Raw genomic sequence first — 12,101 nt, 5'->3', positions numbered from 1 at the left:
GGGTTCGCTGTTTGGGGCGGGGGGGGTGCTGGGGGGGGTGGTGATCGTTTCTGGGTTTACGGGTTGTGGGCGCCCCCCGCCCCGGTCCGGTCCCGCCCCCGGGCGCCGATGCATGTAAACCAGCCGGTCCGCAAGGCCGCGCGGACCTGCCTGGGGGCAGGGATCAGTGGATGATGCCCGTTCGCAGGGCGACGGCGACCATCCCGGCACGGTCTCCGGTGCCGAGCTTGCGGGCGATTCGTGCGAGGTGGCTCTTGACGGTCAGGGCGGACAGGCCCATGGAGACGCCGATGGCCTTGTTGGACTGGCCCTCGGCGACCAGCCGGAGGACCTCGACCTCGCGGCCGGACAGTTCGCGATAGCCGCCCGGGTGGCTCGGGGTGCCGGGAGGCCGGCGGTGCATACGGGCGGCATTGGCGCCGATGGGGGCGACGCCGGGACGGGTGGGGTGGCCGATGTTGGTTCGGGTGCCGGTGACGACGTAGCCCTTCACGCCGCCCGCGAGGGCGTTGCGTACGGCGCCGATGTCGTCGGCGGCGGAAAGGGCGAGGCCGTTCGGCCAGCCGGCGGCTCGGGTCTCGGACAACAGGGTCAGCCCGGAACCGTCGGGCAGGTGGACGTCGGCTACGCAGATGTCGCGTGGATTGCCGACGCGGGGACGGGCCTCCGCGATGGACGACGCCTCGATGACGTCACGTACTCCGAGTGCCCACAGATGGCGGGTGACGGTGGAACGGACGCGCGGGTCGGCCACGACGACCATGGCCGTCGGCTTGTTCGGGCGGTAGGCGACCAGGCTTGCGGGCTGCTCTAGGAGAACGGACACCAGGCCTCCTGGGGAGTGGCGGGACGGGCCGGCTCGGGGATGAAGCCGGGGCGAACCGTGCTTGAAGGGTCATTGACCTCTTCGGCAGCAGACCCGTCCTCCTTTAGGGGAAGATCACGATTTGCTGAGTAACAATTAGGGCAAATCGGACATGCGATCGATTGTACGAAAAAAATGCCGGCAGCGCCGCGTTTTACGTCACGCGGTGTTACCGGCCTTCGACGGTGAGGCTTCAAAGAGCCTGGGGGCCGCGGCGCTGGGGGAGCGTCACCACCGCCGCGTCGGCGGGACCCGACGGAGGCAGCCCGGCGATCTGGCACAGTAGGTCGCCCCACGCCATGAGATGCGCCGCGGTGTCCGGCACCCCGCCGCGGCCCTCGCGCGGTGTCCATGACGCCCGGATCTCGATCTGCGTCGCCGGACGCCTCGTGGCCAGCGCGCCGAAGTAGTGCGACCCCGCCCGCGTCACCGTGCCGCCGGCCTCCCCGTACGACAGGCCGCGCGCCTCCAGCGCGCCGGTCAGCCACGACCAGCACACCTCCGGCAGCAGGGGATCGGAAGCCATCTCCGGCTCCAGTTCGGCCCGCACGAGAGTCACCAGGCGGAAGGTCCCCTGCCAGGCCTCGTGCCCGGCCGGGTCATGGAGCAGCACGAGACGGCCGTCCGCGAGATCGTCCTCGCCCTCGACGACCGCGGCCTCCAGGGCATACGCGTACGGAGCGAGCCGCTTGGGCGGCCGTGTCGACTCCACCTCCAGCTCCGGGCGGAGTCGCGCCGAGTGCAACGCGTCCACCGCCGACCGGAAAGCGGGCGGGACGGAACCACCCTCCGCGCTGTCCTTGCTGTCAGCGCCATCGGATTGATCGGAGAACTGTCCCTGAGCCGGAGCCATGCGGGGAAGAGTAGGCGGAACCGGAGCCTCGCGCAGGGAGGGACACCCGGGCGGGCCCGGCGGCTTACGGCTTCGTGCGAAGATTCTGGGTGTGAGTGCCAACGATCGCCCCATGGGCCAGCAGACGAAGACATCCGCCACCCATGAGTCGGCGTTCCTGAAGGCGTGCCGCCGCGAGCCGGTGCCGCATACACCGGTCTGGTTCATGCGCCAGGCCGGACGTTCGCTTCCGGAGTACCTCAAGGTCCGCGAGGGCATCCCGATGCTCGACTCCTGCATGATGCCGGAGCTCGTCGCGGAGATCACGATGCAGCCCGTGCGCCGCCACAAGGTCGACGCCGCGATCTACTTCAGCGACATCGTCGTACCGCTCAAGGCCATCGGCATCGACCTCGACATCAAGCCCGGCGTCGGACCGGTCATCGCCGACCCGATCCGCACCCGCGCCGATCTGGCCCGGCTGCGCGACCTCACCCCCGAGGACGTCGGCTACGTCACCGAGGCCATCGGCCTGCTCACCGCGGAACTGGGCGCGACCCCCCTGATCGGCTTCGCGGGCGCGCCCTTCACCCTCGCCAGCTATCTCGTGGAGGGTGGCCCGTCGCGCAACCACGAGCACACCAAGGCCCTGATGTACGGCGACCCGCAGCTCTGGGCGGACCTGCTCGACCGGCTCGCCGAGATCACCGGCGCCTTCCTCAAGGTGCAGATCGAGGCGGGCGCCTCGGCCGTCCAGCTCTTCGACTCCTGGGTGGGCGCGCTGTCCCCCGCCGACTACCGGCGTTCGGTGCTGCCCGCGTCGGCGAAGGTCTTCGAGGCCGTCGCCCCGTACGGGGTCCCGCGCATCCACTTCGGTGTCGGCACCGGCGAACTCCTCGGACCGATGGGCGAGGCGGGCGCGGACGTCGTCGGCGTCGACTGGCGGGTCCCGCTGGACGAGGCCGCGCGCCGGGTCGGCCCCGGCAAGGCGCTCCAGGGCAACCTCGATCCCGCCGTGCTGTTCGCGCCGACGGCCACGGTGGAGGAGAAGGCCCAGGAGGTACTGGACGCGGCCGCCGGCCTGGAGGGGCACGTCTTCAACCTGGGCCACGGTGTGATGCCGTCGATGGACCCCGACGCCCTGACACGGCTCGTGGAGTACGTGCACGAGCGGACCGCGCGCTGATCGGCGCGGGGGAGCCGGGCACCGTGACTCAGGCGGTGCCCGCCCTCCGCACCGCTGCCACCGCCTTGCGGGCCGCCACCAGGATCGGGTCCCAGACCGGGGAGAACGGCGGGGCATAGCCCAGGTCCAGGGCGGTCATCCGGTCCACCGTCATCCCGGCGGTGAGCGCCACGGCCGCGATGTCCACGCGCTTGGCCGCCCCTTCCCGGCCCACGATCTGCACACCGAGCAGCCGCCCCGTGCGGTACTCGGCGAGCATCTTCACCGTCATGGGCCGCGCCCCCGGGTAGTAGCCCGCCCGGCCCGTCGACTCGATCGTCGCCGTGACGAAGCGCAGCCCGACCGCGCGGGCGTCCTTCTCGCGCAGCCCGGTGCGGGCGATCTCCAGATCGCACACCTTGCTCACCGCGGTGCCCACCACACCCGGGAACGTCCCGTACCCGCCGCCCACATTGGCCCCGATGATCTGGCCGTGCTTGTTGGCATGGGTGCCGAGCGCGATATGACGGGTGCGGCCCGCCACCAGGTCGAGGACCTCGACGCAGTCGCCGCCCGCCCAGATGTTGTCGTGCCCGACCACCCGCATCGACAGATCGGTGAGCAGACCGCCGTGCGGGCCCAGCGGAAGGCCGACGGCGCGCGCCAGCGTCGTCTCCGGCTCCACGCCGATGCCGAGCACCACCACGTCCGCCGGGCAGGAGGCATCGCCGGTGGCGACCGCGTGGACCCGGCCGTCCGGTCCGGTGCGGATCCCGGTGACCTCGGCCCCGTTGACCGTGGTGATGCCCAGGCCGTCCATCGCCTCGTGGACCAGCCGCCCCATGTCGGGGTCGAGCGTGGCCATCGGCTGCTCGCCCCGGTTGAGCACGGTGACCTCGAAGCCGCGCTTCAGCATCGCCTCCGCCATCTCGACGCCGATGTAGCCCGCTCCGACGACGACCGCCCGCCTGCGTCCCGGCGCCAGGTCCAGCGAATCCAGCAGCGCCTGCCCGTCGTCCAGCGTCTGCACTCCGTGCACGCCGGGCGCGTCCATGCCGGGCAGCGCCGGACGCACCGGCCGGGCACCGGTCGCGATCACCAGTTTGTCGAAGGCCGTCCAGTACGTCTCGCCGGTCTCCCGGTCCAGCGCCCGCACCCGCTGCCCGGCGACATCGATCTCCGTGACCTCGGTGCGCATCCGCAGGTCGATGTCGCGGGCCCGGTGCTCCTGCGGTGTACGGGCGATGAGGTCGTCCCGGTCGGTGACATCGCCGCCGACCCAGTACGGGATGCCGCAGGCGGAGTACGAGGTGAAGTGGCCGCGCTCGAAGACGACGACGGCCAGTTCGTCGGGGCCCTTGAGCCTGCGGGCCTGGGACGCGGCGGACATGCCCGCCGCGTCACCGCCGATGATCACCAGTCGCTCCGCCGTCATGCCTGGTCCCTTCGACCTGGAGTCCGAAGGGACCACGCTACGACGCCGGAGGTGCGGACGAGGGCTGCGACGGCTCGGACACATGTGGCGCACGGCGCGCGACCGACCGGCTGCGCAGCAGCCGCCACAGCAGCAGGAGTACGGCGACCGCGGCCAGGAACGGGGCCGCGGCACCGACCGCCATCGCGAGCCACCGCAGCATCGTGACGAACGCGTGCCAGCCGCCGCCGAGCGCGTCCAGGAAGCCGGGGTCGTCGTCACCGCCCTTCGTCGTCGCCTCCGGCTCGGACAGATCGAGGGTGATCGTGGCCAGCGTGGTGCGGTCCTTCAACGACGCCTGCCGGGCGAGCAGCGACTCCAAGGACGCCTGACGGCTGCTCAGTTCTCCTTCCAGCGCGACCACGTCGGTGAGCTTCTCGGCCCGGTCCATCAGCTTGCGCACTCGTGCCACGCTCGCCCGCTGGGTGGCGATCCGGCTCTCCACGTCGACCACCTGGTCGGTGACGTCCTTCGCGGACGACGTGCGCGAGAGCAGCTTCCCGGCGCCCGCGAGATCGCGCAGGACCGCGTCGTACTCGCCCTGTGGGACACGCAGCACGATATGTGACATTTCACGTGTGTCGTCGACCCGTTCGGTCTCCTCGCCCGCCACCAGGCCGCCCGCGCCCTCCGCGACCGAGCGGGCGGTCGCCGCGGCCTTCGGCACACTCTTCACCTCCACCGAGAGCGAGGCGGTACGGATGACATGGCCGGCGACGGGCAGGGTATCGGGCTTCTTCCGCTCCGCAGGCGAACCGCCCGCCTCCTGCGGGCCCTGTGCCGCCTTGCCGTCCGCGGCGTCCGCGGCACTCCGCTCGCCCGCGGCGACCGCCTTCTTGCTGTCGCCGGAACTCGTATCGCTCGCGCTGTCGGAGGCGCCGCAGCCGCCGAGGGCGAGGAGCCCGGCCAGCAGCCCGGCGGCCAGGACCGTGCGTGAACGACGGACGGATGAACGGCCGGAATGCCGGTCTGTCTGCATAACTGCTCCCCCGGGACGGGTGGTTGATGGTGCCGGTTCGACGTGCGGGGCAGGGGTGCGGGTTGCCCGATACCGGTTTCGAAGCGGTCACGTTCAGGACTCGGATGAGGTTTGAGAGAGTGGGGGCATGCAGCGTTCACACAACCGCGCGGACACAGGTACGGGTCATGTCGTCGTCATCGGCGGTGGCATCGCCGGGCTCGCCGCCGCTCACCGGCTCCTCGGGGCCGGGCTGCGGGTCACCCTCCTGGAGGCCACCGACCGGCTCGGCGGCAAGCTCATGACCGGTGAGATCGCGGGGACCCGGGTCGACCTGGGTGCCGAGTCGGTGCTCGCCCGGCGCCCGGAAGCGGTCGCCCTGGCGCGCGCCGTCGGGCTCGGCGACCGCCTCCAGCCACCTGCCACCGCCACCGCGTCGGTCTGGACGCGCGACGCCCTGCGGCCCATGCCCAAGGGGCATGTGATGGGCGTACCGAGCGACCCGGCGGCGCTCGGCGCGGTCCTCTCACCGGAGGGCCTCGCCCGCATCGCGCAGGAGCGCGACCTCACCCCGACCCCCGTCGGCGACGACGTCGCGGTCGGTGCGTACGTCGCCGACCGGCTGGGCCGCGAGGTCGTCGACCGGCTCGTGGAGCCGCTGCTCGGCGGGGTGTACGCGGGTGACGCCTACCGGATCTCGATGCGCGCCGCCGTGCCCCAGCTCTTCGAGGTGGCACGGGAGGGCGGTTCACTGCTCGACGGTGTCCGGCGCGTCCAGGAACGCGCAGCCGCCCGGCAGCAGACCGGACCGGTGTTCCAGGGCATCGACGGCGGCATCGGCACCCTGCCGTCCGCGGTCGCCGACGCCGTGCGCGCGGCGGGCGGGGAGATCCTGACCGCCACCCCCGTCCTCGGCCTGACCCGTACCGCCGACGGCTGGGACGTTCGCACGGACGCCCGGGTGATCACCGCCGACGGCATCGTGCTGGCCGCGCCCGCCTGGTCCGCATCGACCCTGCTCGCCGCCGAGTCCCCGGCCGCCTCCGCCGAGCTCGCCGGTGTCGAGTACGCGTCGATGGCGCTGGTGACCATGGCGTTCCGCCGCTCCGACGCGGCCGCCACCGACGCGCTCGACGGGCGCTCCGGCTTCCTCGTGCCCCCGGTGGACGGCCGCACCATCAAGGCCTCCACCTTCTCCACCCACAAGTGGAACTGGGTCGCCGACGCCGCCCCCGACCTGTTCTTCCTGCGCACCTCCGTCGGCCGGTACGGCGAGGAGGACCACCTGCACCGTGAGGACGGCGAACTGGTCGACGTGTCGCTGCGCGATCTCGGTGCGGCGACCGGACTGACCGCGAAGCCGGTGGACACGGAGGTCACCCGGTGGATAGGCGGACTGCCCCAGTACCCCGTGGGCCATCTCTCCCGCGTCGCCCGGATCCGCGACGAGGTCGCCAAGCTGCCCGCGCTGCGGGTCTGCGGAGCGGTCTACGACGGCGTCGGCATCCCGGCGTGCATCGCCAGCGCCCACCGTGCCGCCGACGAGATCGTCCGCGACATCTCGGGCGGTTCCGGGGAAGAGATCATCGCCACGCCGACCCTGGTTCAGGGCACTCGGAGCGAGGCGGGACAATAGCCGTATGAGTGCGCCCGAGAAGATCCCCAACGCCGGCAAGAAGGCCAAGGACCTCAACGAGGTCATCCGCTACACCCTCTGGTCAGTCTTCAAGCTCCGCGACGTCCTGCCCGCGGACCGCGCCGGTTTCGCCGAGGAGGTCCAGGAGCTGTTCGACCAGCTCGCCGCGAAGGACATCACGGTCCGAGGCACCTACGACGTGTCGGGCCTGCGTGCCGACGCCGACGTCATGATCTGGTGGCACGCCGAGACCGCGGACGAGCTGCAGGAGGCGTACAACCTCTTCCGGCGCACCAAGCTGGGCCTGGCGCTCGAGCCGGTCTGGTCGAACATGGCGCTGCACCGCCCCGCCGAGTTCAACAAGTCGCACATCCCGGCGTTCCTGGCCGACGAGACGCCGCGCAACTACATCAGCGTCTACCCGTTCGTGCGCTCCTACGACTGGTACCTGCTGCCCGACGAGGACCGCCGCCGCATGCTCGCGGACCACGGCAAGATGGCCCGCGGCTACCCCGATGTCCGGGCCAACACCGTTGCCTCCTTCTCGCTCGGCGACTACGAGTGGATCCTCGCCTTCGAGGCCGACGAGCTGTACCGGATCGTCGACCTGATGCGCCACCTGCGGGCCTCCGAGGCGCGGATGCACGTCCGTGAGGAGGTTCCGTTCTACACGGGACGCAGGAAGTCGGTCGCAGACCTGGTGGCAGGGCTCGCGTAGCGAGCGGGCTCCGACCACCCCGGCCCGGAAGATCAGACGGCGGGCGCCGGCGCGTTCCGCGCTGCCCGTCGTTCCAGCGACACCGGGTTCGGCTCCGGGTTCGCCGCAGGCACCGGCCTGCGGCGACCCCGGAACCCACAGCGACTGTCAGGCTTCACCGGAGGCTCAACGTGATCGCGGCGCCGATGCCGCCGAGGCACAGCGCGAAGGCGGCTTCGTACCAACCGCCCTTTCCCCAGCGGAAGGGACGGTCGAGGGCCAGCCGCCCGGGGCCGATGGCGCAGACGGCGAGTGCGACGACCGCGATGCACACGTTGTACTCCATGCCACCGTCCGTTTCCCACAGGCCGTGTGCCGCCGTGACAGTCACCATGGCGTTGATCATCACGCCGATCAGGGCAGCCGCCGCCAGCGGCGTGAACAGGCCCAGAGCCAGGCCGGCGCCTCCCAGCAGCTCGGAGCAGCCGCCGACGGCGGCGTAGACCGTTCCGGGCCGGTAGCCCAGCGCGGCGAAGCCCTTGCCCGTGTAGGTGAGGCCTTCGCCACCGAACAGCCCGAAAAGTTTCTGAGCGCCGTGCCCTGCCATCAGCAGGCCGAACGTGACCCTGATGAGAAGCAGCCCGCAATCGCCGGCAGACACCGCAGGCCCGGTGCGGACCCGGCCCGGCGGCTCGGGTGGGGCGCGCAATTGTTCGGCTGTGTACTTCACCGGAGGCTCTCTTCCGCCCCGAGGTCCCGGGCGGTGCCGACCGACCGCCGAGAAAACGGCGGGGCAGGTCCTTCCGTCACGATGGCGTGTGCTGTGCGACGCCATGCGCGGAAGACCGCGACGCTGCCGGGACGCAGCAGGAACGGGGGAGTCGGCCGGACTGTCGTCGCCGTTCTCGTGCCAGTCCGGACAGGCCGCCGGTCATTCTCGTCAGGTAAGAAGTGTCGTCGGCTTCTCCATCCATCATCACCCCCGTGCGCCCCCGATGCCGAGCCCGTGGACCGGGGAGGGAGCGCTCCGTGCGATGCTGCCGCTCCTGCGTCCGTCCCCGCCCTCACACGGACCGGAGCGGAAGCCGGACGGCCGGGTGGTGATCAGCTGCTGGGGGGACGCCTGACGCCGAGCGCGGCACGCAGTGCAGGATCGTGCACGGCGCGTACGCCCCGTACGGCCATCGCCGCCAGGACGTCGTGGTCCGCGTCCGACACCGAGGTCTCGTTCGCTGCCAGCAGCCGCCGACCGGCGGGCGAGGCCCAGGAGCTGTACGGATGGACCTCCATCCGGGCGATGGCCAGACATCCCACGGTCAGCGCGAGCGGCAGTCCGAACCAGACGAGCATGGACACCACCGGGCCGTCGGGGCGCGCCTCCTGACCGGGCATCAGCAGTGCGGCAGCGCCCGTCGCGACCACCAGCAGGGCCGCTCCGCGCACCGCACGGACCGCGGCCGCGACATCGGTCCCGACGCCGCCGGGGACGGCCAGCCCCGCGGCGACGAGCCGGTCGGCCAGGGCGCGCACGGTGTCGGCGGCCGCCGCGGCCGTCCGTACCGGAGGAATGCGGGACTGGCCCAGGGGCCCTATCGCGCGGATCACCATGCGCTCCATGTCGTCCCGGCCCTCGGGGTCGACGACCGTCGCCCAGCCGGTGTGGGCGAGCAGCAGGCGACGCCGCAGATGCATGGTGACCAGCGCCAGGTCCACCACCCGATGCGGGCCGCCCGCCAGGAACGCGGTCTCGTACAGGGTCAGTTCATGACCGTCCGCCCCCGTTCGCACGGCATCCGGCGGCGTGTCCGGCAGCAGTCCGGTGCGGACGGAGACGAGACAGAGCCGGACACACGAGACCGCCGCCGCACCCCATGCGACCAGCAGAAGGAGAACCCAGAGCAGCGGCTTCCTCTTCGGGAGGGATGGCGGAACGCCATGGCCTGTCCATCATGCGGACCGTGCGGCGCCGCGGGTGAAGGCGCGGGGCACCGCAGGCGCTCAGGAACTGCTGCCGCAACTGGAACCCCCACCACCGCAACTGGAACCCCCGCCACCGCAGCTGGAACCGCCACCACCGCAGCTGGAACCGCTGCTGCCGGAACAACTGGAGCCGCTCGACCCGCCGCAGCCGGATGCCGAGCCGCAGTTCGACCCCGAACCGCTCCCGCCACCGCTGCCCCCGTCGCCGGAACTCCCGCAACCTCCGCTGCCGGGGCTGGTACCGGCGCACCACACCAACGGTGCGACGAACAGGTTCGAGGAGTCCGTCGACGCGTGCGAGGCCGAACCCGGACCCGCGGTCGGGGGCCGCCCGGCCGGGCGCATCCTGGCCGCCGCGATCAACTGCGTCCGCAGTACGGGGTCGGGGAGGGCGCGCAGTCCGAGTGTGGCCACCAGGTGGGCCGGCTGCGGGTCGTACGCGTGGGCGGCGCGGTACGCCTCGGCCGCCCGCCGCCCCGGCTTGGTGACGCGCCCCCGGGCGATGCCCGCGCAGACGAAGCCGATCGGGAAACCGATGATCAGGGCCGGGAGGACCTGGAAGAGGAAGGGTACGGAGACGTCCATCTCGGGCGAGTCGTCGGCCATGGACTGCATGGCCGTCACCACGACGCCGAGCGGGATGGCCAGCAGACAGACCAGGCCCTGCGCGACGCCCCAGCGACGCCACACGCGGGTCGTCGTGGGCGGGGCCAGCAGACCGCGGGCCGCGAGGCCGTCGCCGATCTCCTGCACCGCGGGGTGCCGCATCACCGCGTCGCGCAGCGCGTGCAGGGCGCCGCTCGGAGCGGTGGCATGTGTCCGGAGCACCGCGCGCTCGACCGGGTCACGGGCGTCCACCTGCTCGACGGCGACGATGCCGGGGCCGCCGACGGTGAGCCGTCCGTCCGTGTGCATCGCGGTGAGCGTGGTGTCCACGACCCTGCCCGGCCCGCCGTTCAGGAAGGCGACTTCGAGGAGATCGTGGACGGAGCCGCCGGGCCCGCCGCGGGCACGGGCGAGTCCCACGACCAGGAGGACGGAGGAGACCGCTGTGGCGAGGTCCACCAGCAGTGCGAGTGTGTTCGTGCAGGTCATCCTCCAGTCACCTTCCGACCAGGGCCGCGCGGGCCGCCCGTACCAGCCGGGTGGTGCGGTGCGGCGGTCGCGCGCCGGCCCGGTCCTGCCACCAGTGGGTCAGCCGGCGCCGTGCCGCGTCGTCGGCGGGCCGGCCGGCGATCAGCAGGTCCTCGGCGAAGTCCAGTGCGTCGCGCCGGTATCCGGCGGACATGGGACGGGTCCTGGCGTACGCGAGGAAGGCGTCCCGGTACCCGGCGCCCAGGATCTGCGGCAGTTCGGGGGCCACCTTGGCGACCACCCCGGCCCGCTTGGCCGCCAGCGCCCGGCTCTGGATCCCGAGACGGTGGTGGTCGAAGCCGTGCGGGGCGGGCGTGCCCGCGACGAGGGCGGAGAGCAGAGCGGTCTGGGCGACCGCGACCCGGTCGCGCGCCGAGTCGGGGTGCTCGGACCCCTCGGCGCCCGGGGCGGGCCGGGTCGCGCTCCCTCCGCCGGATCGGACCGGGACGCTGCGGGCGGCCGCCCGGTCCAGCGTGGCGCGGATCGTCGTGAGTTCGTCCGCCAGCTCCGCGGCGGGCGGGAAGTCGTCGTCCCGTTCCAGCAGCACACCGGGCGGGTCGACCCGGGAACGGAGTTCGGCGAGGACGTCGAGGACGGGCCGGGTGACCGGGTGGGCGTGGGTGTCGTGCCAGACGCCGTCCTTCTCGACGCCCCCCGCCACATGCACGTACGCGATGGCCTCCACCGGCAGCTCGTCGAGCGCGGTGGCCGGGTCCTCCCCGCGGTTGACGTGGTTGGTGTGCAGATTGGCGACGTCGATCAGCAGCCGGACGCCGGTGCGCTCGACCAGCTCCGCCAGGAACTGCCCCTCCGTCAGCTCCTCGTCGGGCCAGGAGATCAGCGCCGCGATGTTCTCCAGTGCCAGCGGCACCGGCAGCGCGTCCTGCGCGATCCGTACGTTCTCGCACAGCACGTCCAGCGCGTCCCGGGTCCGGGGGACGGGGAGCAGATGGCCCGCTTCCAGTCCCGGCGAAGCGGTGCGCGGCCCCCCGGCGCGCACGAACGCGATGTGCTCGGTGACCAGCGGAGTGCCGAGCAGCTCGGCGCGGGCCGCGAGATCCGCGAGCCGGCCGGCGTCGGGGCGTTCGGCTCCGCCGAGGCCCAGCGCGACGCCGTGCGGGACGACGGTGACGCCGCGCTCCCTGAGCCGTACCAGCGAGTCGGGCAGATGACCGGTGCAGATGTTCTCCGCGACCGTCTCCACCCAGTCGATCCCCGGCAGTGCCTCGACCACGTCCGCGATCTCCGGCCGCCAGCCGATACCGATTCCCAGCCTCATGGCCTCCCCCTCCTCCACTCCGTGCAGGGCTGATGGCCCCGGCGAGCAGTGGTCAATCCGAACAGGGGGACGTTCAGAGGT

General features: G+C 72.3%; 11 protein-coding genes. 3 read left to right on the top strand and 8 right to left on the bottom strand.

Annotated features, from left to right (window positions below):
• Positions 1-163: 163 nt before the first annotated feature.
• Together ACIRP2_RS14675 and ACIRP2_RS14670 are read right to left on the bottom strand one after the other, a co-directional pair.
• Entirely contained in the window at positions 164-826 is a 663-nt protein-coding gene (locus ACIRP2_RS14675; protein ID WP_024488613.1) for a response regulator transcription factor, read from the bottom strand.
• Positions 827-1,058: 232 nt separating this feature from the next.
• The gene (locus tag ACIRP2_RS14670) at positions 1,059-1,718 is read right to left on the bottom strand and encodes a DUF3000 domain-containing protein (protein ID WP_404250083.1); all 660 of its coding nucleotides are present in this window, start codon (positions 1,716-1,718) and stop codon (positions 1,059-1,061) included.
• A 91-nt stretch (positions 1,719-1,809) separates the two neighbouring features.
• On the opposite strand from ACIRP2_RS14670, the gene hemE reads away from it, so the two are divergent.
• Positions 1,810-2,883, top strand: coding sequence for a uroporphyrinogen decarboxylase (gene hemE, locus ACIRP2_RS14665; RefSeq protein ID WP_404250081.1), 1,074 nt, complete (start codon positions 1,810-1,812; stop codon positions 2,881-2,883).
• Between the two features lie 28 nt (positions 2,884-2,911).
• Here the strand turns inward: hemE and ACIRP2_RS14660 are convergent, their stop codons facing one another.
• Both ACIRP2_RS14660 and ACIRP2_RS14655 read right to left on the bottom strand, forming a co-directional pair.
• Positions 2,912-4,297, bottom strand: a complete 1,386-nt coding sequence (locus ACIRP2_RS14660; protein ID WP_404250079.1) for an FAD-dependent oxidoreductase — start codon at positions 4,295-4,297, stop codon at positions 2,912-2,914.
• A 37-nt stretch (positions 4,298-4,334) separates the two neighbouring features.
• On the bottom strand, positions 4,335-5,315 hold the full coding sequence (locus ACIRP2_RS14655; RefSeq protein WP_404250077.1) for a DUF4349 domain-containing protein: 981 nt from the start codon (positions 5,313-5,315) through the stop codon (positions 4,335-4,337).
• A 127-nt stretch (positions 5,316-5,442) separates the two neighbouring features.
• Between ACIRP2_RS14655 and hemG the strand changes: the two genes are divergently transcribed.
• Positions 5,443-6,930, top strand: coding sequence for a protoporphyrinogen oxidase (gene hemG, locus ACIRP2_RS14650; RefSeq protein ID WP_404250075.1), 1,488 nt, complete (start codon positions 5,443-5,445; stop codon positions 6,928-6,930).
• Positions 6,931-6,934: 4 nt separating this feature from the next.
• Complete coding sequence (hemQ, locus tag ACIRP2_RS14645) at positions 6,935-7,648, top strand: hydrogen peroxide-dependent heme synthase (protein ID WP_404250073.1); 714 nt, start codon at positions 6,935-6,937, stop codon at positions 7,646-7,648.
• A gap of 154 nt (positions 7,649-7,802) precedes the next feature.
• Here hemQ and ACIRP2_RS14640 read toward each other — a convergent pair whose 3' ends face one another.
• From ACIRP2_RS14640 to ACIRP2_RS14625, 4 genes are all read right to left on the bottom strand, one after another.
• Positions 7,803-8,357: a DoxX family protein gene (locus ACIRP2_RS14640; protein ID WP_404250071.1), complete on the bottom strand. Its 555-nt coding sequence runs from the start codon at positions 8,355-8,357 to the stop codon at positions 7,803-7,805.
• A gap of 374 nt (positions 8,358-8,731) precedes the next feature.
• The gene (locus tag ACIRP2_RS14635) at positions 8,732-9,529 is read right to left on the bottom strand and encodes a TIGR04222 domain-containing membrane protein (RefSeq protein ID WP_404250839.1); all 798 of its coding nucleotides are present in this window, start codon (positions 9,527-9,529) and stop codon (positions 8,732-8,734) included.
• Positions 9,530-9,625: 96 nt separating this feature from the next.
• Positions 9,626-10,702 carry a TIGR04222 domain-containing membrane protein gene (locus tag ACIRP2_RS14630; RefSeq protein ID WP_404250069.1) on the bottom strand — a complete coding sequence of 359 codons (1,077 nt, stop codon included), beginning with the start codon at positions 10,700-10,702 and terminating at the stop codon, positions 9,626-9,628.
• 7 nt (positions 10,703-10,709) lie between these two features.
• Positions 10,710-12,020 (bottom strand): DUF692 domain-containing protein, encoded by a 1,311-nt coding sequence (locus ACIRP2_RS14625; protein ID WP_404250067.1) that lies wholly within the window; start codon positions 12,018-12,020, stop codon positions 10,710-10,712.
• Positions 12,021-12,101: the final 81 nt, after the last annotated feature.

It is taken from the genome of Streptomyces sp. NPDC101194, from assembly GCF_044767885.1.
In the GTDB taxonomy this organism is placed as follows: Bacteria; Actinomycetota; Actinomycetes; order Streptomycetales; family Streptomycetaceae; genus Streptomyces.
Note: the sequence above shows the minus strand (reverse complement) of the source record. Positions and strands in the feature narration are given on the sequence as shown.